Source organism: Nitratireductor aestuarii, from assembly GCF_014641695.1.
GTDB classification, from domain to species: Bacteria; Pseudomonadota; Alphaproteobacteria; order Rhizobiales; family Rhizobiaceae; genus Chelativorans; species Chelativorans aestuarii.
This window is the reverse complement of record NZ_BMIF01000015.1, coordinates 39,816-66,482: the sequence shown is the minus strand read 5'-3', so window position 1 is coordinate 66,482 and position 26,667 is coordinate 39,816. Positions and strand designations below refer to the sequence as shown.

Below are 26,667 nucleotides of genomic sequence, written 5' to 3'. Positions count from 1 at the left end.
GCTCTAACCTTTTGTTTTAACGCATTTTCATGGCCGTCAAATGATTCCATTTGACTATGAAATGCTCTCATCACACGCCAAACGGCATCGGCAGAACGTCGCGCAACAGGGCCAGCGTATAGGCGTGCGACGGCGATGTGAGAACCGTCTCGACCACGCCTTCCTCGACCACACGCCCTTGATCCAATACCACGATCCGCTGGCAGATATCCGACACGACGGCGAAATCATGCGTGATCAAGAGATAGCTGATGCCGGACGTGCGGTGGAGATCGAGCAGCAGTTCGATCAACCTTGCCTGAACCGACACGTCGAGCGCCGAGAGCGGTTCGTCCAGAACGAGAAGTTCAGGCTCCGGCGCAAGCGCGCGGGCGATGCAGACGCGCTGGCACTGGCCGGTGCTGAGTTCATAGGGGTGGCGGTCGAGCAACTCCGCCGTCAACGCGACGCGATCGAGCAGCCGAACGAGACGTTTCCGGCGCTCGGCTGCACCTTCCCGCGGGAACCAGTTGTCCAGCGGCTCAGATAACAATTGGCGGATCGTCCAGCGCGGATTGAGGCTTGAGCGTGGGTCCTGAAAAACCGCCTGCATGTCGTGGCGTGCGCGCCGCCGCACTGCCCGCTCGCCCAAGGAGTGGCCGTGCCACAGCATGCGACCGCCGCCCGGGCGCTCCAGCCCGAGCAGGCATTTGGCGATCGTGCTCTTGCCCGAACCGGACTGGCCGACGAGACCGACGATTTCGCTCTTGCCGACGCCGAACGAAACGTCGGTGAGAACCTGATGGTCCTTGTAGTGCTTTGAGAGGCCTTCCACTGACAGCATATCAAGCAGCCTTTACGGTTTGCAGCCGCCGTCCCGGCATCGCAGTCACAAGCTCGCGCGTGTAAGGATGCGTAGCCGCGGTAAAGACCTTCGCGGTCGGCCCGCTTTCGACAACCTCCCCGCTACGCATGATGACGACCCGGTCCGCGACCCGGGCAACGACCCGCAGGTCATGGGAGACGAACAGCAGCGCCAACCCATAGCGATCCTGAAGATCGCGCAACAAATCGAGGATGCGGATCTGGGTCGAGACATCGAGTGCCGTGGTCGGCTCGTCGGCGATCAGCAGTGCCGGCTTGTTGACGATCGCCATGGCGATGACCGCGCGCTGCCGCATGCCGCCGCTGAGTTCGTGCGGAAACTGGCGGATGACGCGTTCGGGCAGATGAACCTCGTCCAGCACCTCGCGAAGCCGGTCCTCCACCGCAGCGCGCGGCATATCGAGATGGGTCAGCATGACCTCGCGTATCTGATCGCCCACGCGCAAGACGGGATTGAGCGCCGACAGCGGATCCTGGTTGACCAGCGAAACCGTGCGGCCGCGCACCTGCTGCCAGTCGTCCCACGACCATTGTGCGGCGTCCTGGCCGAACAGGCGTGCACGGCCTGCCGTCAAGGCAAGCGGCGGCCGCGTCAGGCCAAGCGCCAGCGCTGCAAGCGTGCTTTTGCCCGAGCCGCTTTCGCCGATCAGCCCCACGCTCTCTCCACGGCCCACATTGAGACTGACATCGTTCAGGATGCGCTTGCCAAAAAAGGGCGAGCGACGGTCGGTCACCTCGATGCAGAGACCTTGCAGGTCGAGCGCAGACGCCGGACTTGCGGCGCTATTGCCCGAGGCAACAGCAACTGATTTATACCTTTTTCGCGATGGTAATCGCAGCCAGTTGCGCGGACCATGCACCGGACGCCCCTCGACGCTGTCACGCACGATGTCGCCGAAGTAGTTGGCGGCCAGCACCACGACGAAGATCGCCAGCCCCGGTGCCAGCACCAGCCAGGGCGCGATTTCCATGCTGCCGCGTCCTTCGTTCAGCATCGCGCCCCACTCGGGCGCAGGCGGCGGGACCCCCAGCCCGAGGAAGGAGAGCGCGGACACGGCGAGGATCAGATTGCCGATATCGAGCATGGCAAGCACAAGGATCGGCCCGATGAGGTTAAGCGCTATATGACCGGTCAATATCCGCCAGGTCGGCGTGCCGAGGCACCGGGCGGCCGAGACATAGCCTTCCTGCGAGACCTGCAACGTGAAACCGCGAATGATGCGGGCATAGGCTGGCCAGGCGACGACCGAGATGGCGATGACCAACGGTACCATGCCGCCGCCCATCAGCGCCGCGACGGCAATTGCCAGCACCAGACGGGGAAATGCCAGAAGCACGTCGATGACCTTGGTCACCACGAGGTCGACGACACCGCCGAAATAGCCCGCCACCACGCCCACGGTGACGCCGATCGACATGACGATCACCACGGCGATGGCCGCAACCATCAGCGAGGTCCGCCCGCCATAGAGAAGCCGGATGAAGACGTCGCGTCCGAAATCGTCGGTGCCAAGCCAGTTCACCGCATTGGGCGGCAACAGGACCTGCTTGAAGTCCGTTGCAACGGGGCTCAATGACGATATGAGCGGAGCCGCCATCACCGCCGCAGCGATGATGATAACGATGGCGAGCAGAAGGATGCCCACCGGATCACGCCGCAGGCTGCCGCTGAAGCGGCGCAGAACACGATCAGACATTGCCGCGCTCCTCGACACGGACCCGCGGGTCCAGGAAACGGTAGAGGATGTCCACCACGAAATTGATGATGACGAACAGCATGGCCATCAGGAGGGTAAAGCCCTGGATCACCGGATAGTCACGGCCACTGATGGCTTCGATCATATAGCGCCCGACGCCCGGCCAGGCGAAGACCGTCTCCACCACAGCCGCACCGCCCAGAAGCCCACCGGCAACCAGCGAGGCTGAGGTGAGGACCGGGATCAGTGCAGGCCGCAGAGCATAGCGGAACAGCAGCGTGCTGCGCTTCATTCCCTTGGCTTCCGCCATCAGCATATAGGGTTGCGACAGCGTATCCAACAGGCTGGCGCGCAAGAGCCGCGAGGTTGCTGCCGCGATACCGACGCCGAGGGTGATTGCCGGCAGGATGATGCTCTCGGGTCGCCGGCCGCCCATCGCCGGGAGCCAGCCCAGCTTGATCGCGAAAAGATAGATGAGAAGGACACCGAGAAAGAAGCTCGGCATCGATTCACCGACGAGGCTCAGCACCCGGCTCACATGATCCGTGCTGCGTCCCGCATAAAGCCCGCCGAGAATTCCGCTTGGAATGGCGATGAGGAACATCACCAGAAGTGCGGCACCGCCAAGTTTCAGCGTGGCCGGAATGCGAGTCGCCAGCTCATCGGCTATGGGCTGGCGACTGCGCAGCGAGGTTCCGAGATTTCCCGTCAAGACTCGCCCCAGCCACGTCGCGTATTGCTGCGGCAGCGGGTCGTTCAGGCCCATCTGGTCGCGCACGTCAGCGATGTCGCGCTGCGTGATCTGCGCCGAATCGAGGCCGGGTTCAACCATGGTGAGCAACACTGCCGTGGCCGGGTCGCCCGGGATAAACCGCAGTATCAAAAAGACGACCACGGTTATCCCGAGCAAGACCGAAAGCCCCGCAAATGCGCGTCTAAGTGCATAGGCGAGCACGTCTTACTCCGCCGCGATATACATGGAAGGCGTGATATCGCGCGCCCGCTCGGGATTCACTCCCGCAATCCGTGCGGCATGCGCGATACCGATGAGTTCCGTGTTTCCAACATAGATCAGAGCGTAATCGGCCATGACCTTCTGCTGGATCTCCTTGGCCAGCGCAAAGCGCGTCTCGGTATCAGCTTCGGTGCTCAGCTTCTCGATCAGCGCATCCACGTCCGGATTTGCATAACGCTGCCAGTTCTGCACCGCCTCCGAATGGTAGAAGCTGGTGAGCTGGCCACTCAGGTCACCGGTCGGGGTACCGCAGGAACAGTAGGTGGCGATATCGAAATCGCCATCGAGCATGATCTGGTTCGAGGCGGTCGGCTCCACCACACGCAGCGTGGTGGCAACGCCGATCTTGCGCCATTGCGCTTCCAGCGCGATCGCCACGGTCTGCCACCAGCCATAGGTCAGCACGGTGAATTCCAGCTTCTTGCCGTCGCGTTCGCGGATGCCGTCCGCGCCCGGCTTCCAGCCGAGTTCATCCAGCAGCGCCTTCGCGCGTTCCGGGTCCGTCACCTGGCTTTCCTCGATGGCATAGGGCAGGCCAGCCGGAAAATGGCCGGTCGAATGCACCGCGAAGGGAGCCATCACGCCATCGACGATCTCGTTGCGGTCGGTGCCGAGGCTCAACGCTTCCCGCAGCTTCACATCCTGAAGCAGCGGATGGCGATAGTTCATCCAGATGTTCCAGTTGGTCTTGTTGACTTCAGGGAAGGTGTAATCCTTGCTGCGGATATAGGCACGGCGCTGCTCGAACTGGACGTTGGCGTCCATGTCGGCCTCGCCGGACTGCATGGCGAGATAGCGCGTCTGCGGATCGACCACGAAGCGCGCTTCGAGACGTTGCAGCTTGGGCTGCTCGCCCCAGTAACCTTCGAATGGTTCAGCCACCACAAGCTCGCCGGGAATGAATTCCGTCGGCTTGAAATAGCCGGAAAGGTCGGCCTCCATCGCATAGCGGTCACCGATTTCATCGGCGCGCGCGGCATTGTGGATGGCGATCGTCACCGTCTTGAACAGGAAGGCGGGATCGGGCTTTTCGGTACGGATTTCGAGCGTTGTAAGCCCGACGGCCTTGAAGGTTGCGCCCCGCAAGATGGAGGCTGCACGGGCGTTCTTCTCCTGATGCCGCTCGAACGAAGCCTGCACGGCGGCCGCATCCACCGGCGCGCCGCTCCAAAACGTCGCGCTCGGCTGCAATTCGATCCGCCAGAGCGTCGGTTCCACGAGTTCCCAGCTTTTCGCAAGCGCCGGAATGAGGTTTGCGCCGTCGAGGCTGGCATATACGAGCGGTTCCGCATAGCCGTTATTAATGATGCGCTGGGCATCGATATTGATCGGATCGAGCGAGCGCGGCATGTTGACGGTGACAAGCCGCAGCACCTGCTCTTCCACCGACGCGGCTTCCTGCGCAAAGGCTGGCACGGCAAATGTCGGCCATGCGGTTACCAGCGCGGCAAGCGCCGTCCGCGAGAAATAGTTCATTTCACTCTCCTGTTGATGGATGGTTCTGCGTCGGACGCAAGCGCTGCTTACGGCCCGTGGGTTCGTAGGCGAATTCCTGGACGATGTGACCGCCGAGCAGGTGTTCCTCGACGATGCGGTCGATGGCTTCTTCCGTGACACCGCCGTAATAGGTGCCTTCCGGAAAGACCTGAAAAACCGGCGCGAGATTGCAGGGGCCGAGGCATGTGGCCTTCGCCGTCATGGTCCCGTCACCTGTTACGCGCAGCTTGCGGTCGACCTGAAGGTTGCGCAGGTGTCCCCAAAGGGCGTCGGCGCCTGCCGCATTGCAGGCCCCTCCCTCGCAGACCAGCACGCGCCGCTTCTGTGGCGGAACCAGCGAGCCTTCAAGCTTCGCATTTTCATCTGCGAGGATTGCCGGCTCTTCTGCTGCACCGTCGATCAGCGCTCCCAGCGCCGCTTCGAAATGAATGCTCCGTGCGATATCGCGAGCGATGCGGATCGGCGGCCATCCGCCCGGATATTTGGATTGCCAGCGTTTCAGCGAGCGCGTGATCCAATTGAGGAAACTTGGCTCCAGCGGAAGCACCAGGGGGACGACAAGGATCGCTTCATGCGAACCATCGCGCAGCGACAGGAGCGCATCGCGCAAGGAGGGCTGGCCCTGCTCGGAATAACAGGCCACGGCAATGGCGACGCCGGGCAGCCTCTCCGCCATCTCGGCGATACGGCGCATTTCGGCATGGGGTGCGGCTGAAAACGCGGACTTGGCGACGAGCATCACGGCGCGCCCGGTTGCAGTCGCATCTGAAACTGGAATGGAGTCCGAAACAATGTCTTCCAAAAGAAACCTCCAACCTGATGCGGTCGGGAATTGGAAGACGGGTCGCGCAGATGTGCAGAAGGCGGCCGCGCAGACACGCGCTCCTGTGGCATACCCCGACCACGGAACTCTATGCAGTCAGGCAGGTCTCCTGGCTCACGGGTCGTCGCTGCTTCGCCTGTCTTCCCGGCATAGATGCCAGTGACGTCGATGGCGTAGAAACTCGCCGCTTACAGTTGCGGGTCAGCTCCGGTTTCTCACCGGATTCCCTCTTAGCTTCCACTCCGGCAGAACCGGCGTGGAAGAACCTTGATCGGGCGCAATCTATCCGCATTCGCGCCAGTGTCAATCCATGGCCATGTACGATGTTTTCGCTGACGACCGATGGGATCGGCGGGCGAGCAGCTCATGAACGCCACGTCGATGTCGCTAATTGCGACCGGGATTAATGCCTTTGTGCAGATTTCTTCTGCTCGTGGGGCAGGCACTTAGAACCGAGAGGCCATCTTCAATATCCCACGTTTGCGATTGGCTACGCCACGTCTGGGTGAATGAGGGGACTGAGGCAGAAGCTCGTCAATTTTGAATAAGTTATCGCGCGCTACGTCGGCGTATCACTCGCGCACATCGCCACCATACCATGCCACTTCCCACCAAACTTCCCCATGCGCACCGACAGGATTCGCACCTGTGATTTCTGCCGCTGGAGAAATCCCGCTTTCCGCATTGAACCCTTGGCGGCGTTCGGTTATGAAGTGCGGCGCAGCCTGAGGCTCAATGCTTCAAAGCAATGCACCCGTAGCTTAGTTGGATAGAGTGCTGCATTGAGACCAGATGAATGCGATCGCGGAGCCAGAAACGTCAAAAGCTGACATGACAGTTGCACGACGGGGACTTCTGGCACAGATTTCCAGTGCCCATCTGGTCAGCCATTTCCACATCATGACAATCCCGGCACTTTTGCCGCTGCTGCCGGCAGTTATGGGAATCAGCTATGTCGATCTCGGCATGGCAATAGGCGTATTCAATATTGCATCGGCTGTAGTGCAAGCACCTCTGGGTTATGCTGTAGATCGATATGGAGCCATGCGTTTATTGATGTTGGGGTTGGCTCTAGGCAGTGGCAGTTTCCTAATACTTGCGGTTCACCCAGCGTTCGGCATGCTTGTCGTTGCCATGGCGCTTGCCGGTATTGCCAATGGTGTTTACCACCCCGCCAACTACGCGCTACTCGCGCGCGGGATTCCGCAGGATAAAATGGGTCGAGCCTTTTCCATCCATACCTTTGCAGGATATCTGGGGACTGGACGGGGATGTCACGTTAGCCAGAAGAGGCCGCAGTAGGGTTTGCGTGGCAGGCTTTCAGGCGAGCACGCCCGCTGCGGCTTTCCATTCCGCCATGGTTTGCAGACGGTGAAGGTGGGTGGCGCGGGCGGACTTGTGTGAGTTGGGTGGCACGAACAGATTTCTAACAGCCGAGAAAACGGAGGTGAACCGCTGCAGGCTTCCCACCGACCGAAAGCCCTGCATCATTCTCTCCCGTTTTCTCAGTGGGCGGTGGGAATTCTCAGCCCTGTTGTTGAGGCCCTTGTGGGACCGATGCTCGACCGTCGGCATGACTTGGCGTCGGGCTGCTCCGTATGAGGACAGCTTATCGGTGATAATGCGTTTGGGCACGGAGCCTTGCTTCTTCATCAGTCGGGTCAGCAAACGCTTGGCCGCCTTGGTGTCGCGTCGGCTCTGGACGATCTCGTCAAGCACGTATCCGTCCTGATCAACGGCACGCCACAACCAGTGCTTCTTGCCAGCGATGCTGATAACCACTTCATCCAGATGCCAGACGTCATGAGGACTTCGCTGCTTGCGGCGGAGCCGCCGGGCATAGGCCGGTCCAAACTTTTTACCCCAGCGCCGGATCGTCTCGTACGAGACCACGATTCCACGCTCGAGCAGCATCTCCTCGACAAGTCGGAGGCTCAGTGGAAATCGGAAGTACAACCAAACTGCATGGGCAATGATCTGGGGCGGAAATCGGTGGCGCTTGTAGCTGATGAGTTGTGTCATGCCACAGCTCTTAGGGCAGAACCCTCTGACCATAGGTTACCGTGACATCCCCCCTCCAGCAGAGTCTCATTGCGAAGCGGGTGATGCGTCCGCTTGCCCGTCTCGATGGCCGTTTGTCATCGGGGAGCTTCCGTTCAAACCAGCTTCTACTTTGCTAGCTTGGGGGTTGAATGCCCGCAACTGCCGTCGGAAATGGCTTGGAGTGCTTCCCGTCCAACGCTGGAACGCGTGGGTAAAGCTCGATAGATCGGCGTAGCCCAACGACCAACCGATCTCCATCAGCGGTATGTCGTTGGCTGCCAGGCATCGAATGGCGGCCTCGCGCCGCCTCTCGTCGACCAGCTCGCGAAATTTCAAGCCCGCCTGGGAGAGCTTACGCTGAAGCGTTCGCGGCGACATCCTCATCGAAGCTGCGACGATTTCCAGAAGGGTAGGCTCGTGAAGATTGCGCGAGATCGCTTCGTTGACGCGAAGCTTGAAGTCGCCGTTGGTACGCGGATTGCTGATCATGGAGCTTAGCGCGTTGGTATAGCCATGGAACAGAACGGGATTGGCATTTCGCAAGGGCCATTCACTTTGTTCTTCCGGCCACAGAACCATAGTGCTGCTGGCATTGAGGCTGATCGGAACACCGGTAGTCGCACGCAGCTTGCCTTCCGGATCGTCGTTCGGGAGGCAGATCAAGTTGAACTTGAAATCTTCATTCGCCAATTCAGGATAAAGGCGCAGGATGCACCCGACGGAGACCAGGACAGCAAATTCGCACAGGTCTGGCTCAACACCCGACACGTCAAACTGGACGCCAATAAGCCTGTTGTTGATGATAATCGGCAGCACACGCAAGCCATGGAACCCAAGCCGTTCCAGATATGGGCTGCACAATAGCGCTCGCAGCGTGGGCGCCGTCATCAGGATCAGCGCAAACTGGCCGAATGTGGCCAATGAATAATCCTTGCCCATGCGCAGCCAAAGATCCGGTCGATAGCCGGTGATGCGGATGAAGGCTCTTTGAAAAGCACGCTCCTGTTTCGGCGCGATCCGACGATGCAGGGTTTGGGAATGAGGATCAACGCCTGCAGCCTGGATCGCCGGAAGAGGATCAAAGCCCTCCCTCTCCAAAGTCGCGATCATTATTCGCAGACTTCCGTCAGGTAGCAGCAGTTCCTCTAACCGGGACGTGGCCAATGAACTCCTCCCTCGTCACAGATGACGTATCAAAGCAAATTTTTGGCATCTTGCAACATATCTAAAACTTAACTTCGGACTTAACATCCTTGGTAAGGGCAGGTGAGAGAGCCCTTGCACCGGAGGAAAAGCCCGACAAATCAGGGCTTTTAGGTGTTCTGCCAGCGCGCTTGCGGGCTGGATTGGGAGGAAGCATTGGGCGCGAGAGGAGACGTCGCCGCGAAGGCTGGTATGCGCCAGCTCTTCAGCACGCATGCTTGTTCAACAGCACGATGCATCCGACCGGACGCATGAGGGGTCCCTCATGTGAATGATAATGGTGTCTTCTAGGAGGGAAGTAATGCCAGAATTCAATGAAACCGGTCCCGAGAAAAAGGGAGTGAGCAGGCGCAGTTTCCTGCAGTTTGCCGGCGTAGCCGCTACCGCTACTGCAGTGGTCAGTTCCGCACGGGTTGCCATGGCGGGTAACGGCTGGACAATCGGCCTGGAAGGTGTGCCCGACGAACGCGCCCTGTGGATGTACCGCACGATGCTGCGGTCACGCTGGTGGGAAGAGGAAATGAAGGAGGCTTTCCTCGCCGGCAAAGACGGTCTTTACGGCGCTTTTCACATCTCCATCGGCGAGGAAGCATGCTCAGCCGGTGTTATGGCTGCGCTCAACGAGGACGACTACATCGCCTCGAACCACCGCGGACACAGTCACCTGATTGCGAAGGGCGGCGACCTGTCCAAGATGTCTGCCGAACTGTTCTTCAAGGATTCGGGCTATAACAAGGGCTTCGGCGGCTCGATGCACATCACCGACGTGTCCAAGGGCATCCTGGGCATGAATGGCATTATTGGACCACAGTATCTCTTTGCAGCCGGGGCAGCCTATTCGGCCAAGGTGCGCGGCACCAAACAGGTTGCGGTCGCGTTCGGCGGTGACGGATCGGTCAATAACGGCTGGTACTATTCGGGCCTGCGCAACGCAGCGCTCTACAAGCTGCCCATGATCGCCGTTGTCGAAAATAACGGCTACCAGATGTCGATGCCGCAGCAGCGCACCAACAGTCTGATCAACCTGCATCAGTTTGGCGCTGGCCTGGACATTGCACACGAGTCGGTCAACGGCATGGACGTGATGGCAGTCTATGCGGTCGCCAAGCGTGCCGTGGAGCGCGCCCGTAATGAAAGCCTGCCGACACTGATCGAAGCCAAGACCTACCGCTACTACGACCATTCCGGTCTGGCGGGCGCAAAGCCAGGGGTGATGGGTGCCTTCGGTCTGCCCTATCGCTCCGACGCCGAGGTAAGGGCATGGATTGCCGAGGATCCGATCCCGAAGCTGCGCCGCCAGCTGGTCGCGAACAGCATTCTCACAGAGGAAAAAGCCGACGAGATCGAAGCGGAAGTCCGCAAGGAAGTAACGGAATCGATCGAGTTTGCACGCAACTCCGCGGCGCCAGACGCACAGGCAGGACTACAGCACGTCTTTGCCGGCTCGTCCGTGTCCCCGTCGCAGTTCATCGTGTGACCAGAGCTTTAGGGAGAATGTGAGATGGTAAACAAGCCAAGCAACTTCGCGATGCTCGAAGCCCTTCAGCACGGCATGCGCAATGATCCGCACATGACGATGCTCTATGAGTATCAGCGTCCTGTCGCGGCGGGTCCACTGGGTAACGTGATCGATCTCTACAAGGAATTCGGCGATCTGCGAATTCCCGATTGGGGCCCGATTGATGAGGAATGGCATGTGGGCGGTGCTGCCGGCATTGCAATGACCGGCGTCCGTGCGATTGCGCGCGTGCCTTCCATGTGCGTGACGCGGTGCTTCGAACTGGTGTTCAACCAGGTCGGCAAACTGCGCCACATGACCGGCGGTCAGGTCAACATGCCGCTGGTGATCTGGCAGGATGCGGCCGGGCGCAACCCCGGCATGGCGGGCCAGCACGCTGATGCCGGACAGGAGGCGCTCTATGCCTCCATTCCGGGGATCAAGGTGGTGGTGCCTTCCAACCCGTATGATGCGAAGGGGCTACTCGCTGCGGCGCTGCAGGAGAACGATCCCGTCATCATCTTCCACTATCCGGCAATCGACGGCAATCCGACCGATGTTCCGGACGACAACTACGTCGTTCCGATCGGCGAGGCAGCGATCCGGCAGGAAGGGACCGACCTTACCATCGTCGGTTATGGACCCGCAGCAGTTGAGATCAAACGCGCTCTTCCAGGCCTTGAAGAGGCCGGCATCAGCGCCGAAGTGATCGATCCGCGTACCGTCAAGCCGATGCCGATCGACCCGATCATCGAGTCTGTGCGCAAGACCAACAGGCTGCTCGTTGTCGATCACGGCCACGAGACGCTGGGTACGGCCGCAGAGATTATCGCCCGCGTGGCGATCGCGGTGCCTGGGGCAAAATTCGCCCGGTCAACCTTCCCGGACGCACCGCCCCCCGGTGCGCGCGAGATGATCGCGTGGATGACGCCCGATGCGCCCAAGATCGTCGAGGCTGCAAAGCACATGGTTGCCTGACCCTATCAGGCAACCCCGGGACGCGGGGGAATCCGCGCGTCCCACTCCACCTTCCCGCACATCGCCGTGCTCCAGCTATCCAGAAATCGAATGAACATAATGACACGAGAATTCAAAGACAGCGGACAACATAATTGCCCCAGTTGCGGGCAAGCCATGCGCGCTGATGTGAGCCAACTGCCCATGTGGCTCGGCGCTGAACTCAAGATTATCGAAAACGTGCCGGTCTTTCTCTGCGACTCCTGCGAGACGCAAGCCTTCCAGCCGGATGTCGAAAGCGCCATCCGCACGCTCGTCGCAACCGGTTTCCCCGACCGCCTAGCCGTAAGGGAACTGGTGGTTCCGGTGTTCGATCTTCATGCGTTCCTCTCAACGAAGACGACAAGCGAGGTTGCCGAATGAGAAGCAAACTCGCCATCCTTGTCGCCGCGCTCATTCCTTTCGCGGTGAGCCAGCCCGCCGCTGCACAGGACCTGAATATCGAAGAAGTATTCAATTGCGCCGCCGACGGGCCGCTCGGCATACAGACGCCGGAAGAATGCGTCGAATCGCGCAATATCCTGCTGAACAACTGCACTTCGTGCCACACCTTCGTTCCCATCGTGAAGGCGCAGAAGTCCGAGGACGCCTGGAACTCGCTTCTGACGGCACATCGCGAGAGGGTGCTGCATATGTCCGAGGACGAGTTCAAGATGCTGGGTGATTTCCTGCGCTCCCACTACAACGAGACGGAACCTGTTCCGTCACTCCCGCCTGCTCTTGAAGCGCTCAGCACCAATCAACCAGCGTAGGAGGCGAGGATGATACGCTTGCGAATGCTCCCTCCCGTGCTTCTGGGGCTGGCCCTCGGGGCCGGCTCCACGGCAACTGGAGCAAGCGCCCAGCAGCTTGACCTTGACGAGGTGTTCCGCTGCTCAGGCGAGACGGTCTCGCAGGACAACTGCCTTGCCGCGCGCCAGGTGCTCCTGAACGACTGCACCACATGCCACACCTTCGTGCCCATCGTCATGCAGTCCTTCGACGAGAATGGATGGCGCGGCTTACTGACACGGCATGTGGAAAACGGGCGCGTAACGCAGGTTCCACCCGAGCAGATCGAGAACCTTCGTCTCTACCTGGCGGAGAATTTCAACGGCGACCTGCCGCCGCCGGACCTGCCGCCGGCGCTGCTGGAGACGTGGACCTCTTACTGACGTGGGGACGCCGGGACGGTCCGATCCCGTTCCGGCAACTTGAAGAGAGCTGACACATTGGCGGGAACATGCTGCCCAATTCGCTGAACTTCCTTGCGCTCTTCGGCGCGATCACGCTGGTTCACTACATGCTGCCGCAGCGCCACCGCTGGTGGATGTTGCTTTTGGCCAGCGTGTGGCTCTACTCGACCTTCAACCCGCTCTACCTGCTGCTGCTTGCCTATACGACCCTGGTGGCATGGGGTGTCGGGTTAGCCCTCGAGCGAGAGCGCCGCAGGATCTGGCTGGTGCTTGGCGTCGTTGCGCAACTCGCGGTGCTGATCCTGTTCAAATATGCCGACTTCCTGCTGGAAACGGCCGAGCCGTTGCTGCGCCCCGTGGTAGCCGCCAATGAAGCGTTCGCGCTTCCACGCATGGAGTGGCTGCTGCCTGTTGGTCTGTCCTTCTATGTGTTCTCCTGCATAAGCTATATCGTGGATGTCTGGCGCGGAACGCAGAAGGCGGAGCGGCATCTCGGCCATCTGGCGCTTTTCGTTGCGTTCTTTCCCAAGCTGATCGCCGGACCGATAGAGCGGGCGCCGGATCTGCTGCCGCAACTCAAGGCGGGGGGTACGTTTTCCGAAGCGCGGGTGGTGCTCGGGCTGCAGTTCCTGCTCTGGGGGCTGATCAAGAAGGTGGTCATTGCCGACGGGCTGGTCAGCTTCGTCGATGCCGGCTTTTCGATGCCGGCATTCCAATCGGCGGTTACAGTTCTGATCGCCGTCTATTTCTACGCCTTTCAGATCTACTGCGACTTCTCCGGCTATTCCGACATGGCGATCGGCATGGCGGCCATTCTCGGCTTCCAGTTCAGGGCAAACTTCCTGCGTCCCTACATGTCGCGAAATGTCGGAGAGTTCTGGTCGTCGCGCTGGCATATTTCGCTATCACGCTGGTTCCGCGACTATCTCTACATCCCGCTTGGCGGAAGCCGCGCGGGCAAGCTGCGGCAGTATCTGAACCTGATGATCGTCTTCGGGCTCAGCGGCCTTTGGCATGGCGCGGCCCTGACCTTCCTGATCTGGGGTCTCCTCAACGGCCTGTGGCAGGTTGTCTGGCTTTCGTGCCGTCCGGTCATCACGAAGATATCCGCGGTGATGCCTGCGCGTCTCTTTGCGGTTCTTTCGGTGCTGCTCACCTTCCATCTGGTCCTTGTGACGTGGGTGTTCTTCCGGGCTGAGGATGTTGCCACGGCATTGGCCGTATACCAGCGTATCTGGGGTGCGCTGCCGCAGATGCCGAGCTTGCTTGCAGGGTACAACTACACGCCTGCGTTCTGGTATTCGCTTTGCTTGATCGTTGCGCTTTGCCTGGTGGAATGGCTGCAGGAACGCCGTCCGGTCGAGACCTGGTTGCCAGCCTGGCCGCGTGCAGCGCGTTGGTCCGTCTACTATACCGGTCTGGCGCTGCTCGTGGTGACCGGACATTGGGGCGCAGCCGAATTCGTCTACATGCAATTCTGAGGCGACGCGATGGCTTACAATACAGCATTGCCAGAGGCAGCGACAGAAATCGAAAGAGCACGGCCGTTCTGGAAGACTGCTCTGGTCTTCACCCTGATTGGCCTAGCACTCTATCTTGCATTGTTAGCAATCGCCGAGGTGCGCGTACGCGCAACAGGCGAACGCAATCCGTTCTTTCAGATCGCAACGGCCGCGCCCGGTGAAGCTGACGTCGTCATTCTTGGCGCTTCACACGCCATGCCTCTCGGCTTTGAAGGAATTGACACGTTGCTTAAGGAGCGTTCTGGGCGAGATGTCATGGTTCTTGCCATTGAAGGTGGCGGCGTTGTACCCAATGCTTTGTTGCTTGATGCATTGCTGCGCAAGACCGATCCGCGCACGATTGTCTACGCGCTCGATACATTTGCCTTCCTATCCGGGCAGTGGAATGAAGAGCGGCTGAATGACAGCGATCTTTACGCACGCGCACCGCTCGATGGCGCCATCATTGAGGCCATGCTCGCGGAGCCTGCCGCATGGCGGAACCTGCCGGGTTATTTGTTGGGCTTCGACAAGGTGAACCGGATCCTCAATCCGGGTGTGGACCGCTCAGAGGCTGAGCTGACCAAGTTCGACCGGACCTATCGCGCCAATGATCGGATCGATGACCAGCGCGTCGCCTACCTCTTTCCGGATGCTCCGGTAGAACTGATGGAAGGTTATGTAGAGCGGCTTGGAGAAATGGCGGATGCATCCCAGCAGGCGGGCAGTGAATTTGCCATTCTTCTGATGCCGGCGCCGCCGCGCTACACTTCTCGGCTGCCGCAGTCGCACGAGGCCGTAATGAAGCAGATCCGGCAGGTCGTGGTAGCGAGGGGGATCTGCGTGATCGACCATACGGGTCTTCTGCAAGGCGATGAGAATTACTACGACACGGACCACCTCAACCGCACCGGTGCGGAAGCTTATGTGAGCGGTGCGCTTGCAGACGTTCTGCGGGCAACAGAGTGGGAGGGCGCGCAAAGCTGCGATAGAGCAGCATGGCCACGATAGTTTTGCGAAGGGCTTGCAATGGAGTGTGTAGGTTGCCTCTAAATGCATTGCGCAGCGCCCGAGCGCTTCAACCGGTGGACTAAGTGTTGATTGCCTCTGAGAACGGTGATGTCACGTTAACCTAAAGAGGCCGCAATATGTCAGGCTTGGCTGGTTTTCAGGCGAGCACGCCCGCTGCGGCTTTCCATTTCGCCATGGTTTGCAGACGGTGCGGGCGGGTGGCGAGCGCAGACTTGTGTTTGGGTGGCACTAACAGATGTCTACAAGCTGAGAAGACGGAGGTGAACCGCTGCAGGCCCCCTACCGACCGAAGGCCCTGCATCATTCTCTCCCGTTCCCACAGTGGGAGATCCGAATCCTCAGGCTGGTTGTTGAGGCCCTTGTGAGCCCGGTGCTCAACCCTCGGCATAGCCTGGCGTCGCGCTGCTCCGTATGAGGGCAGCTTGTCGGTGATAATGCGTTTGGGCACCGAGCCATGCTCCTTCATCAGCCGGGTCAGCAAACGCTTGGTCGCCTTAGTGTCGCGCCGGCTTTGGACGATCTCGTCCAGCTTTATCCGTCCTGATCAACGGCCGCGACAGCCCCTTTGCCGGACTGTCACCATCGATGGTGTGATTACTCTTCTCGACTGAGAAGGCGAGCTCTTTGCTCAGCTTGGTCGCTATGATCAGTCCCGCGACCTCATCGCCTCTCATGTCCAGCACGGCTCAAGGCCACAGCCCCAACCAGCATCGATGCGTCGAGCTTGGTCAATGGCACGTTCGGCGTTCCTGTGGAGGAAGACGCGCATGAGCAAGCCGCTCAGCACGAGAAGTTTATTGCGCTTGATATCATCGAGCAGTTGAAGATTTCCGGTCTAGCCGGGACAGGTAAAACAACGTTGCTGAAGATTTTTCTCGATCAAGAGACGATCGTCGGCCGCAATATCCTGCTGCTTGCCCCGACCGGAAAGGCACGTGTGAGGCTGGGGCAGCAAACTGGACCGGCAGTCCGCTTCCCGATCGGGGAGCCAATGTATGCCGATCCCATCCCATCAACTCGATTATCCCGCCGCCGACTACGAGCTTACCCAGTGAGTTTCACGGTCGCGGCGCGCTTCTGGGAGATCGGGATGAAACGAATGTTCCATACAAGAATGAATGATTCATTTGTTGCATATTCGGATTTTATGTGGCGTAATGGGTTTCGAGAGAGGGAATTGGGGGATTTCGTGAGCTTTGTACTGCACAGACAGATGAATCGGCCTGCGCCGGTAGCTGTGGCTGGCCGTGGCGCCTGGTTGATTGATAGTGAAGGCAAAGAATATCTCGATGCCTGTTCTGGAGCAGCAGTTTCTGCTCTTGGGCACAACGACCCGGCAGTCGCCCAAGCGGTTGCCGATCAGATGTCTCGCTTGTCCTATACTCACACTTCGTTCTTCAGTAGCGAGCCCGCGGAGCGGCTCGCCCAGTCGCTCGTCGAAAAGGCTGGTGAGCCGTTCTCACATGTCTTCTTCACATCGAGCGGATCTGAGGCTGTAGAGGCTGCCATCAAGTTTGTGCGGCAGCACTTCGTTGAAAAGGGTGAACCGGAGCGCCGCCACGTCATCGGAAGATGGCAGAGCTATCATGGCAATACACTCGGCGCGCTATCGGCTGGTGGCAACAAGCTCCGCCGCGGTCTCTACAGCCCACTACTGCTCGATATGCACCACATCGATGCGTGCTACGCCTATCGGGGACAGGTAAAAGGTGAGAGCCTTGATGCCTATGGCATCCGCATGGCCGACCAGCTGGAAGCCAAGATTCTGGAGCTTGGGAGCGAAACGGTCGCTTCCTTCATCGTAGAGCCGGTGGTCGGGGCCACGCTAGGGGCTGTCGCTGCGCCTGCTACATATTTCCCTCGTATCCGCGAGATCTGTGATCGCTACGGCGTCCTCCTGGTGTTTGATGAAGTCATGTGCGGTATGGGCCGTCTCGGCAGTCTGTTCGCGTTCGAGCATGTCGGTGTGCGCCCGGATATCGTCTGTATTGCCAAGGGTCTTGCCTCCGGATACCAGCCCATTGCTGCTATGCTGCTCGCAGAGGACGTGGTGAAACCCGTCTTCAACGGCACGGGCTCCTTCATGCATGGCCATACATACCAGGCCCATCCCGTCACCTGTGCAGCCGCTGAGGTGGTTCTGTCCAAGATCTCCACGCCCGAGATGCTCACGCGCGTCAGGGATGCCGGAAAACGGCTCATGGATGGATTGCGCGTACGCCTCGGCAACTCCCCCCATGTCGGAGACATCCGGGGAGAAGGTCTGTTTCTCGCTGTCGAGTTCGTTGCAGACGCTGCAACCAAGGAGCCGTTCCCGCACACAATGAAGCTCAACGCGCTCATAAAGCGGGAGGCTATGGACAGGGGGCTTCTCGTCTACGCGATGGGCGGAACCCTTGACGGTCAGACAGGCGATCACGTGCTGCTTGCACCTCCGTTCATCGTCTCAGACGAGGAGATCGACAGGATTGTAGAGGTGTTCGCGGAAGCGTCTTTCGCAGCACTGGACCAGGTTGCGCCGCAAGCCGTTGCGCCAAGTATTTCTGCCGATGGTGAAAAAAGGGGAACAGACCATGGCATTTAATGCGGTACTTCGGGGGGACATCGTCCTTACCCATGAAATAGTTACGGACGGATATATCGGCATAAAGGATGGAACCATCGCAGCCATCGGGCGCGGGATCCCGGAAGGGGATGCGCCTGTGTATGACTACACCGGCGATCTGATTTTCCCCGGTCTCATCGATGCGCAGGTTCATGCGGGCAGTATTGACGGCGTTGCAGGCCTCGCTGACGCAACACGGGCTGCCGCCGCCGGCGGTGTGACGACGATAGTCGATATGCCATTCGATAATCCTTTACCGGTCGACAATCTGGATGCCTTCAGTTCCAAGATCGAACGCATTGGCGAACACGCCTTTGTCGATGTTGCGCTCTATGTCACTGCGCCGAAGGGCGGCCGCGCAAACGCGATAACGCAACTCGTCGAGGCTGGTGCGTGCGCCGTCAAACTGTCCACCTACGAGTATCATCCAACGCGCTTTCCGCGTTCGACCATGGGTGAAATGTATCAGGTGTTCACCGAGGCTGCGCCGCTCGACATCCCGATCGCGTTTCACAACGAAGACCAAGAGATCGTCACCAGCCTGACCGCTGCAGTACTTGCGGAGGGGCGGACTGGCCCGGAAACGCATGCCTTGACCCGCCCCCCCATCGCAGAGATGGTTGCCAACGCGCAGGTGCTGGAGCTTGGACTTCGTACAGGAGCCCGCACTCATATCGTGCATAGCTCGATCATCGAAGGTTTTGACATGATCGACCGCTATCGCGCCCTGGGAGGTCGCGTCAGTGCAGAGACATGCCTGCAATACCTGATCTTCAATGAAGATGATGTCGTGCGGGAGGGGTCCTCAATGAAGCAGACGCCGCCGCTTCGTTCGGAGGAACAGCGGCTGGCTTTGTGGGAGGCTCTGGCTGAAGGGGAAATTGAAATCATCTCGACCGACCATGTCGCCTGGCCGCTATCCCGCAAGAGCGATCCCGACATGTTCAAGAACAGTTCGGGTGTGCCTGGTCTCGAGGCACTTCTTCCGATCCTCTACACAGAGCTTGTCCAGCGCGATCTCTCGCCCACCATCATCGCCCAGGTCTGCGGTATCAACGTGGCACGTCATTTCGCATTCGAAGGCCGCAAGGGATCCATCAGAGTCGGAGCAGACGCGGATTTCGCGATCCTGCGCAAGGGAGACGGCATCTTCGATGCTTCACGGATGGTCTCGGCTGAAAAATGGAGCCCCTATCATGGGCGTCGCACCGCTGGACATGTCGCCGCTACCTACCTTCGCGGTCAGTTGATCTTCTCGGAAGGCAAAGTCGCTGAAGGTCATCGTGGCACCTTCGTCAAACCTGAACGCAAAGCAGCAGGTCTATAATGAGAGTAGCAGCGGTACAGATGAATAGCGGCGATGATATTGCCGCAAATGTCCGGAAGGCATGCGACTATATTCAACAGGCGGCGCAGCAGGGTGCAGAGCTCGTCGTTCTTCCGGAGTTCTTTAACACCATATTCTTCGCTCAATACCGTGATCCTAAGTATAACGCCTGGGCAGAAACGGACACAGGGTTCACGATGACTGCCATTCGGGAAGCTGCGGTTCGTAACGGGATAGCGGTGATCGCAACGATCTATGAAGAGGTAGAGCTAGGCCTCTGCTACGACACTGCGATGCACGTGGGTACCGATGGCGAGATCCATTTCAAGTACCGGAAAGTGCACCCCGCAGCAGTGAAGAGCCTGGAGAAGATTTACTTCCGGAGTGGCTCACGCTTCGACACTTACAAGTTCTCTGACTGGTGCGTCGGAATTGGCATCTGTTACGACATGGGTTTCCCGGAAACTGCACGCTGCCTTGCGGTAAATGGTGCCGAGCTGTTGATCGCACCATACGCAACCTCACGCCAGAACATGTTTCAGGAAATCCTTCGCACCCGCGCTTTCGAGAACGGCTGCTTCCTGCTCGCGGCCAACAAGGTTGGTCAGGAGCGCGACTGGTATTTCCCGGGCGGCAGCATGATCTCAGACCCAACGGGCAAGCTGCTCGCCTCTGCCGATATGAAGAACGAGGCCCTGCTCATAGCTGACATTGATCGCAGTGCCGTCCGAGAGGCTCGGATCAGCTATCCGAACCGGCGGGATCGCCGGCCTGAACTCTACGGCGCAATTACCCGCCAGACCGACGCTTAATGGAACCCATGACACACGAAGCAATCATAAAAGAAATTAGCGCACTTGCGGACAAGGCAGCTGCCTTGTTCGAGGAAATTGGCGCCGGCTCCTACGACGGTGTTGGCACCACACGCGCTGCTTTCGGCCCCAAGGAAACCATGGCCGGAGAGGTTCTGGAGCGGTTCGCCCGGAGTGAAGGTCTCGATGTCTCCGTCGATCACGTCGGCAACTTCCACTACGATCTGACGATCGATGCAGATGCCAAGACCGTTGTGATGGCTTCGCATCTGGATTCGGTTCCGGTCGGGGGCAATTTCGACGGGCTGGCAGGCGTGGTGGCGGGTGTCCTGGTGCAGGCAGCATGCAAACGTGCTGGCATACGCCCAGCCACAAACCTGAAGACGCTGGGCTTCCGCTGCGAGGAAAGCCCATGGTTCGGGACCGCCTACATCGGCAGCAAGCTCGCTCTGGGTCTGCTTGATCAGGGCGAACTGGATGGCCTCAAGCGCTTCGATACGGGTAAGTCACTGGGGACGCATCTTCATGAACTGGGTGCAGTTTCCAACGCGGATGAAATTCGCGAACGACGCCTGCGTGTCGAGGATCTCTCGGCCTATCTGGAATTGCATATCGAACAGGGGCCGCTGCTGGATGACATGCAGCTTCCCGTGGGTGTGGCTTCGGCGATCCGGGGCAACATCCGTCATCCGTTCGCAAGCTGCAAAGGGCGCTACGGCCATGCGGCGGCAAGCCCGCGACATCTGAGGTCGGACGCCATGACCGCGGTTGCACGGCTGATCACCGCTGCTGACGCCTTTTGGGCGGAGCTGCTTGAGGAAGGTGGAAATGACGATCTGATCATCAACTTCGGTATCGTGACTACCGATCCCGAGCAGCATGCGATGACGAAGGTCCCGGGCGACGTTCGCTTCAGCTTCAACATCGGCGGAACGCGCAACGAAGTCATGGAGAGCCTCTACAAACGCATTCGGGCTGAGGCAGAAGCGATCGAGCGGGAATTCCGGGTCGGCTTCGATTTCGGCACCCGTGTGGGTACCGAAGGCATCCAGCTCGATAGCAAACTTGCAGAGATCGCCCGCAATGCAGCCTCGCAAATCGGTGTGAAAACGCATGTCTTCCCCACCGTGGGACACGATGCGGCAATGTTCGCCAAGCTCGGCTTACCTACCGGAATGCTTCTGGTGCGCAATCAGAATGGAAGCCACAATCCGGACGAAGCGATGGAAATCTCTGATTTCATCACCGCGACGAAGGTTCTTGCGCTTTGGGCACTCAGCTCAACGCGCCAATAACAAAAGAAGACAAAACCTCCAAAAAAATGGGAAAACAATATGCGTAAACTCTCGAAAATCCTTCTTACTCTAACCATGACCGTTGGTGTCACCCAGGCAGCTTTGGCCCAGGACAGCAACACGCCGATGCGCGTGGCCTCGGATGTGGGCTTCGCGCCCTTCACGATGCGCCAGCCGGATGGCCAGGTCGTTGGCTTTATCGCGGACATGGGCGCCGAAATTGCGAAGCGCACGGGGCGACCGTCGGTCGAAATCGTCGACGTCAAGTTCAGCGCGATTTTTGCAGGCCTATTCGCAAAGAACTTTGAGTTCATCATCACGCCCCTTGGCATCACGCCGCAGCGAACCGAAGAGATCCTGTTTACGGAAGGCTATATGCAGACTGGACTTGGGTTCATGACTAAGGCCACGGCAGCCCCGATCGAGAAGCTTGAGGATCTCAAGGGTCGCAAGATTGCAATCAACCGCGGCACTTCGACCGACACCTGGATCACGAATGAACAGGCCGATACGAAATACGGCTTCGAAGTCCAGCGTTACGATGGCAGCGCTGATGCCATCCAGGCGGTCGCTAGCGGCCGGGCCGACGCCTACGTAAACGATCTTCAGGGTGTGCAGTACACCGCGAAGCAAGTGCCCAACATGACCTATGCCTACGAAATCCTGCAGGAACGCACGTATTCCACCGGCTTCCGCTACGGCGATGAAGAAGCCCGCAACAAGGTCGAGCGCGCTATCGAATGCATGAAGCAGGATGGAACACTTTCTGCTCTCAACGTCAAATGGTTCGGCGCTGAGCCGGCAGAAGGTTCTGCAATGACCAAGGTCTCACCCGGATATGGTCCTGAGGGAATGAAGGGCTGGGTCGACGTCGCCGAAGCCGACAAGCCGGGCTGCAACTGAGTTGGAAGAGGTTGACCCCATGACGTCGGCACCCGTTCTACAGATCTCCGATCTAAGAAAATCCTTCGGCAGTGAGGAGGTGCTGAAGGGTGTCAACCTCACCGTCCAGCGCGGAGAAGTAGTGGTCCTCCTCGGCTCCTCCGGCTCTGGAAAGAGTACGTTCCTTCGGTGCATCAACCGGCTTGAGGAACCGACTTCTGGTTCTATAACGCTGAATGGGAATTCGGTAACCGCATCGAATGCTAACTTGCGCACCTTGCGAAAGCAGATCGGAATGGTGTTCCAGTCATTCAATCTGTACCCTCACCTGACCGCGCTCAAGAACATCACCCTGGCCCTTCGGCTGTCATTGGGACAGACTCGGCAGGCAGCCGAGGAGCAGGCGAAGCACATGCTTGCCCAGGTCGGCCTGGCCGAGAAAGCGCACGCCCACCCGTCCGAACTATCCGGTGGTCAGCAGCAGCGTGTGGCAATTGCCCGTGCTCTGGCTCTGGAACCTCAGGTCATGCTGTTTGATGAACCGACGTCTGCGCTTGATCCGGAGCTCGTTGGCAGCGTTCTCGAGGTCATCCGGTTGCTGCGCCAGAGGCACATGACGATGGTGATCGTCACCCACGAGCTTGGGTTTGCCCGTGAAGCGGCTGATCGCATCATCATGATGGACAAGGGAGAGATCGTAGAGGAAGGCCCGCCAGAACAGCTGTTCACCGCGCCGAAACACCCGCGGACCCGCGAGTTCCTGAAGCACTTTACTGGCAGGTAGGCAATGGAGCAGATCCAGTACTACTACTTCAACCTGCCCATCATGCGGGATGCCCTGCCGACAATGCTGCACGGACTGGGCCTGACCGTTCTCATGGCATTGACCACCGTAGCGATGGGGGTGGGAGCAGGTCTTCTCCTTGCGATACTCCGCAGCTATCCGAGCCGCTGGATCCGCTGGCCGATCATCTGCTTTGTGGATGTCTTTCGCTCGCTGCCTCAGCTTGTCATCATCATCCTGATCTATTTCGCTTTGCCCTATGCCGGGATTGAGTTTTCTCCCTTCTGGTCTACCGTTCTGGGTCTCTCACTGGTCCTTGCAGCATTTGCGCAAGAGAGCTTTTGGGCCGGAATTACGGCGACACCGCGCGGCCAGTGGGAAGCCGCCACTGCGACCGGTCTCTCGCACACCGCGACAGTCCTGTTCGTTGTACTGCCGCCGGCAATCAAGACTTCGATTCCATCTCTGACGAACCGCATAATAGCGGTAACCAAAGGCACTGCGCTTGGGTCCGCCGTGGCAGTTCAGGAGCTGCTCGCACACGCGCAGAGCATTCAGTCCGTCGTCGCAAATCCGTCACCGCTGACGCTCGGCGCTTTGCTCTACATGGCCATATTCGCGCCGATGGTCGCTTTCTCGCGCTGGCTCGAATGGCGCTATCGCTGGAGCCGCTGACATGTTCCTAGAGAATTTCTTCGACATCAACGCTATCATCTACACCTATCCACTCTTGCTGGACGGGTTCTTGCTGACGGTAAAGCTTGTCGCGGTGATCGTCCCTGCCGGCATCGCCCTCGGGACGATCCTTGCGCTGATCTACGCGCTTGGCGGGTGGTTCACCAAGGCCGGATTTATCCTCTACGTTGACACCTTCCGGTCGCTCCCTCCGTTGGTGCTCCTGGTCTTCATTTTCTACGGTCTGCCGTTCCTTGGTATCCAGCTTGGAAGCTTCGCTTCGGCTGTTCTTGCACTCGTACTGAATGGTTCCAGCTATTATGCGGAGATCGTTCGGGCCGGCATCGTTGCAATTCCCAAGGGCCAGTGGGATGCGGGCCGCGCAACCGGCCTTACACGCTTTCAGACGATCGTCTACATCGTACTGCCGCAAGCGGTCCGCAATGTTGTAGGACCACTTCTGGGCAATACGCTGGAGCTCACCAAGGCTACGTCAATCTGTTCCGTGGTGGCTCTGCCCGAGTTCCTGCGGACTGCTCAGATTGCGCAGAGCCACGTCTACAACCCGACTCCGCTGGTCTTTGTAGCCCTTGTCTACCTCATCCTGCTTTGGCCCCTGGCGCGACTGGTATCGCGACTGGAACGCGGCATCGCAACACACTGAACTTAGAAAACACGTCTGGGAGAGACGCCGATCATGGTAATTACACCAAACAGCGGAGCGGTAGATGCCGCGCTTGCATCTTTGCAAGAAACCTACGTCCGCACCCGCACGGCGAGCGCGGAACTCTTCAGGCGCGCAGCTGATGTACTGCCCGGCTCGAATACACGCTCCGTCCTTCACTTCAATCCGTACCCCCTCTACATGGCCTCCGGCCATGGGGCCACGCTCAAGGATGTTGACGGTAACACCTATGTCGACTTGGTGGGCGAGTTCTCGGCCGGACTCTACGGACACTCCGATCCGGTGATCATGCAGGCTGTACGTGATGCGCTGGAAGGCGGGGTGGTTCTGGCGGCCCCTACGCGGCTGGAAATCGAACTCGCGTCTCTCATTTCCGCACGCTTCCCGTCCGTCGAGCGCCTCCGCTTCTGTAACTCCGGAACAGAGGCGAACATCCTTGCTCTGATGACTGCCATCGCAGTTACAGGCCGCAAGCGGGTGCTGGCCTTTAAAGGAGCCTACCACGGCGGCGTCCTCACCTTCCCACCTGACGGTAATCCGCTGAATATCCCGCTAGATGTCACGCTCGCGAATTATAACGATGTCGCAGGAACAGAGGAGATGATCCGCCAGGCTGGCAAGGATCTCGCAGCGGTCATTGTAGAGCCAATCCTTGGCGCGGCCGGTAACATTCCGGCGACGCAGGAGTTCATGCAAATGCTCCGCCGTGCCTCAAGCGAGTGCGGCGCACTGCTCATCTTCGATGAGGTGAAGACCTCGCGTACTGGTCGCGGTGGAATGCAGGGGCAGTTCGGAGTATTCCCGGACCTTACCACTCTCGGCAAATACATTGGGGGTGGGCTAGCTTGCGGAGCTTTCGGCGGCAGTGCCGATATCATGGCGCGGTTCGATCCTGGAGCGCCTGGTGGCCTCAAGCACGCGGGCACTTTCAACAATAACGTATGCACGATGGCTGCAGGCATTGCCGGTCTGTCGCAGGTTTTCACCGCCGAACGGGCTGACGAATTTCTTGCAACAACCGACGGCTTCCGCAAGGGGCTGAACGCTTTGTGCGCGGAACGTGGCGTGGCCATGCAGTTCAGCGGGCTGGGGTCGATGTTCACAATGCATTTTACAGGTCGTACGATCACAGGCCCAGCTGACCTTCCATCGCATAGCCGATCTCTCAGCCAGCTCTTCCACATGTTCGCTCTCTTAAGGGGAGTACTTGTTGCCGGCCGGGGAGATTTCTTTATCTCGCTTCCGACATCCGACGCGCAGATGCAGACCGTGCGCGAAACCGTGGATGATTTCATTCGGGTATATGGAAATTTGATCCCCGTCAGAGAAAGCCAGCCGGCATGAGAAAGACGATTCTGACTGCCGCAGTGACCGGGAACATCACCACACTTGCTCAGCATCCAGGCTTACCCTGTACCCCGGAGCAGATAGCGACCGCCGCCATCGAATGCGGCAAGGCCGGCGCTGCCATAGCCCATATCCATGTTCGGTACCCGGACGGGCGACCGAGTATGGAGATCGAACATTACCGTGAGGTGATGGAACGCATCCGCGATAGCGGTCTTGGCATGATCATCAATCTGACGACAGGGCCGGGCCAGCGTTTCATCCCTGACAGTCAAAACCCTGCAGTGGCAGCGCCAGGGACGACTTTGATGCACCCGCTCAAGCGGGTGGAGCATATCGCCGAGCTGAAGCCGGAAATGTGCTCGCTGGATCTGAACACGATGTGGTCCGGCAGCTCTGTAGTAATCAATCCGCCGGAGAACGTCATGGCCATGGCCAGGGTGATCCGCGAGGCTGGAACCCGACCTGAGATTGAGCTATTCGACAGCGGCGATATCCACCTTGCCCATGCCCTGATGAATGACGATGTCTTCGATCATCTACCCCTGTTCCAGATCGTCACCGGGGTCAGATACGGCTTCGATGCAAGCCCCGAGACCCTCTGCTACGCGCGGTCGCTCTTGCCAAAGGGGGCTAACTGGGGCGCAATCGGAATTGGCCGGATGTCCTTCGCAATACTCATTCAGACTGCCTTGATGGGGGGGCATATCCGCGTAGGATTTGAAGATAATCTGTACCTTAATCGTGGGGTACTCGCGCCTGACAACGCTACTTTGGTCCGTAAGGCGGTTCATCTGGTGGAGGAGTTGGGAGGAATTTTGGCACCCCCCGCCGACGCGCGGCTCATGCTGGGCTTGGCATCGTAGTTCAGCTGCTTGCTCAGGCGGGC

General features: G+C 59.2%; 25 protein-coding genes, 1 pseudogene and 1 riboswitch. Of the genes and pseudogenes, 18 read left to right on the top strand and 8 right to left on the bottom strand.

Annotated features, from left to right (window positions below):
* Window positions 1–70 precede the first annotated feature (70 nt).
* From IEX27_RS18510 to IEX27_RS18490, 5 genes are read right to left on the bottom strand one after another with little or no spacing between them, the layout of a single operon-like run.
* Window positions 71–823 carry an ABC transporter ATP-binding protein gene (locus IEX27_RS18510; protein ID WP_188722581.1) on the bottom strand — a complete coding sequence of 251 codons (753 nt, stop codon included), beginning with the start codon at window positions 821–823 and terminating at the stop codon, window positions 71–73.
* Between the two features lies 1 nt (window position 824).
* Window positions 825–2,561, bottom strand: a complete 1,737-nt coding sequence (locus IEX27_RS18505) for a dipeptide/oligopeptide/nickel ABC transporter permease/ATP-binding protein (protein WP_188722580.1) — start codon at window positions 2,559–2,561, stop codon at window positions 825–827.
* Window positions 2,554–3,516, bottom strand: coding sequence for a nickel ABC transporter permease (gene nikB, locus IEX27_RS18500; RefSeq protein ID WP_210315568.1), 963 nt, complete (start codon window positions 3,514–3,516; stop codon window positions 2,554–2,556). Before nikB ends, IEX27_RS18505 begins: the two co-directional genes overlap by 8 nt.
* A gap of 3 nt (window positions 3,517–3,519) precedes the next feature.
* A complete protein-coding gene (locus IEX27_RS18495) occupies window positions 3,520–5,052 on the bottom strand; it encodes an ABC transporter substrate-binding protein (protein WP_188722579.1) in 1,533 nt (510 codons plus the stop codon).
* 1 nt (window position 5,053) lies between these two features.
* Window positions 5,054–5,875 carry a (2Fe-2S) ferredoxin domain-containing protein gene (locus IEX27_RS18490; protein ID WP_244630447.1) on the bottom strand — a complete coding sequence of 274 codons (822 nt, stop codon included), beginning with the start codon at window positions 5,873–5,875 and terminating at the stop codon, window positions 5,054–5,056.
* Window positions 5,876–5,978: 103 nt separating this feature from the next.
* Window positions 5,979–6,181, bottom strand: a riboswitch (cobalamin riboswitch).
* 507 nt (window positions 6,182–6,688) lie between these two features.
* Between IEX27_RS18490 and IEX27_RS18485 the strand changes: the two genes are divergently transcribed.
* Window positions 6,689–7,198: an MFS transporter gene (locus IEX27_RS18485; RefSeq protein WP_210315567.1), complete on the top strand. Its 510-nt coding sequence runs from the start codon at window positions 6,689–6,691 to the stop codon at window positions 7,196–7,198.
* Window positions 7,199–7,216: 18 nt separating this feature from the next.
* Here the strand turns inward: IEX27_RS18485 and IEX27_RS18480 are convergent, their stop codons facing one another.
* Complete coding sequence (locus IEX27_RS18480) at window positions 7,217–7,918, bottom strand: IS6 family transposase (protein ID WP_188722578.1); 702 nt, start codon at window positions 7,916–7,918, stop codon at window positions 7,217–7,219.
* A gap of 66 nt (window positions 7,919–7,984) precedes the next feature.
* A complete protein-coding gene (locus IEX27_RS18475) occupies window positions 7,985–9,049 on the bottom strand; it encodes an AraC family transcriptional regulator (protein ID WP_188722577.1) in 1,065 nt (354 codons plus the stop codon).
* A gap of 394 nt (window positions 9,050–9,443) precedes the next feature.
* On the opposite strand from IEX27_RS18475, the gene IEX27_RS18470 reads away from it, so the two are divergent.
* The 7 genes from IEX27_RS18470 (at window position 9,444) to IEX27_RS18440 (ending at window position 15,345) form a co-directional block, all read left to right on the top strand.
* Window positions 9,444–10,619, top strand: a complete 1,176-nt coding sequence (locus IEX27_RS18470; RefSeq protein ID WP_188722576.1) for a thiamine pyrophosphate-dependent dehydrogenase E1 component subunit alpha — start codon at window positions 9,444–9,446, stop codon at window positions 10,617–10,619.
* A gap of 24 nt (window positions 10,620–10,643) precedes the next feature.
* On the top strand, window positions 10,644–11,618 hold the full coding sequence (locus IEX27_RS18465) for an alpha-ketoacid dehydrogenase subunit beta (protein WP_188722575.1): 975 nt from the start codon (window positions 10,644–10,646) through the stop codon (window positions 11,616–11,618).
* Between the two features lie 90 nt (window positions 11,619–11,708).
* On the top strand, window positions 11,709–12,020 hold the full coding sequence (locus IEX27_RS18460; RefSeq protein ID WP_308642630.1) for a YgiT-type zinc finger protein: 312 nt from the start codon (window positions 11,709–11,711) through the stop codon (window positions 12,018–12,020).
* Window positions 12,017–12,409 (top strand): hypothetical protein, encoded by a 393-nt coding sequence (locus IEX27_RS18455; protein ID WP_188722573.1) that lies wholly within the window; start codon window positions 12,017–12,019, stop codon window positions 12,407–12,409. Before IEX27_RS18460 ends, IEX27_RS18455 begins: the two co-directional genes overlap by 4 nt.
* Before the next feature lie 9 nt (window positions 12,410–12,418).
* Window positions 12,419–12,811 (top strand): hypothetical protein, encoded by a 393-nt coding sequence (locus IEX27_RS18450; RefSeq protein ID WP_188722572.1) that lies wholly within the window; start codon window positions 12,419–12,421, stop codon window positions 12,809–12,811.
* Between the two features lie 68 nt (window positions 12,812–12,879).
* Window positions 12,880–14,313, top strand: a complete 1,434-nt coding sequence (locus tag IEX27_RS18445) for an MBOAT family O-acyltransferase (protein WP_188722571.1) — start codon at window positions 12,880–12,882, stop codon at window positions 14,311–14,313.
* A 9-nt stretch (window positions 14,314–14,322) separates the two neighbouring features.
* A complete protein-coding gene (locus IEX27_RS18440; protein ID WP_188722570.1) occupies window positions 14,323–15,345 on the top strand; it encodes an SGNH/GDSL hydrolase family protein in 1,023 nt (340 codons plus the stop codon).
* Window positions 15,346–15,502: 157 nt separating this feature from the next.
* Here IEX27_RS18440 and IEX27_RS18435 read toward each other — a convergent pair.
* Window positions 15,503–15,918, bottom strand: a pseudogene (locus tag IEX27_RS18435) (DDE-type integrase/transposase/recombinase); the annotation flags it as partial.
* A 172-nt stretch (window positions 15,919–16,090) separates the two neighbouring features.
* On the opposite strand from IEX27_RS18435, the gene IEX27_RS18430 reads away from it, so the two are divergent.
* The 10 genes from IEX27_RS18430 to IEX27_RS18385 all read left to right on the top strand — a co-directional run bounded on the left by IEX27_RS18430 (window position 16,091) and on the right by IEX27_RS18385 (window position 26,644).
* Window positions 16,091–17,950 carry an aspartate aminotransferase family protein gene (locus IEX27_RS18430; protein WP_188722569.1) on the top strand — a complete coding sequence of 620 codons (1,860 nt, stop codon included), beginning with the start codon at window positions 16,091–16,093 and terminating at the stop codon, window positions 17,948–17,950.
* Window positions 17,940–19,298: a dihydroorotase gene (locus IEX27_RS18425; protein ID WP_188722568.1), complete on the top strand. Its 1,359-nt coding sequence runs from the start codon at window positions 17,940–17,942 to the stop codon at window positions 19,296–19,298. The genes IEX27_RS18430 and IEX27_RS18425 overlap by 11 nt, the downstream gene beginning before the upstream one ends.
* Complete coding sequence (locus IEX27_RS18420; RefSeq protein WP_188722567.1) at window positions 19,298–20,110, top strand: carbon-nitrogen hydrolase family protein; 813 nt, start codon at window positions 19,298–19,300, stop codon at window positions 20,108–20,110. The genes IEX27_RS18425 and IEX27_RS18420 overlap by 1 nt, the downstream gene beginning before the upstream one ends.
* A gap of 8 nt (window positions 20,111–20,118) precedes the next feature.
* Window positions 20,119–21,405, top strand: a complete 1,287-nt coding sequence (locus IEX27_RS18415) for a hydantoinase/carbamoylase family amidase (protein WP_188722566.1) — start codon at window positions 20,119–20,121, stop codon at window positions 21,403–21,405.
* Window positions 21,406–21,444: 39 nt separating this feature from the next.
* Window positions 21,445–22,308: a substrate-binding periplasmic protein gene (locus IEX27_RS18410; protein WP_188722565.1), complete on the top strand. Its 864-nt coding sequence runs from the start codon at window positions 21,445–21,447 to the stop codon at window positions 22,306–22,308.
* Between the two features lie 19 nt (window positions 22,309–22,327).
* Window positions 22,328–23,071, top strand: coding sequence for an amino acid ABC transporter ATP-binding protein (locus IEX27_RS18405; protein WP_188722564.1), 744 nt, complete (start codon window positions 22,328–22,330; stop codon window positions 23,069–23,071).
* A gap of 3 nt (window positions 23,072–23,074) precedes the next feature.
* Complete coding sequence (locus IEX27_RS18400) at window positions 23,075–23,746, top strand: amino acid ABC transporter permease (protein ID WP_188722563.1); 672 nt, start codon at window positions 23,075–23,077, stop codon at window positions 23,744–23,746.
* A gap of 1 nt (window position 23,747) precedes the next feature.
* Window positions 23,748–24,410, top strand: coding sequence for an amino acid ABC transporter permease (locus IEX27_RS18395; RefSeq protein ID WP_188722562.1), 663 nt, complete (start codon window positions 23,748–23,750; stop codon window positions 24,408–24,410).
* A gap of 201 nt (window positions 24,411–24,611) precedes the next feature.
* On the top strand, window positions 24,612–25,775 hold the full coding sequence (locus tag IEX27_RS18390; RefSeq protein WP_210315566.1) for an aspartate aminotransferase family protein: 1,164 nt from the start codon (window positions 24,612–24,614) through the stop codon (window positions 25,773–25,775).
* Window positions 25,772–26,644, top strand: coding sequence for a beta-keto acid cleavage family enzyme (locus tag IEX27_RS18385; protein ID WP_188722560.1), 873 nt, complete (start codon window positions 25,772–25,774; stop codon window positions 26,642–26,644). Before IEX27_RS18390 ends, IEX27_RS18385 begins: the two co-directional genes overlap by 4 nt.
* The last annotated feature ends 23 nt before the right edge of the window (window positions 26,645–26,667 follow it).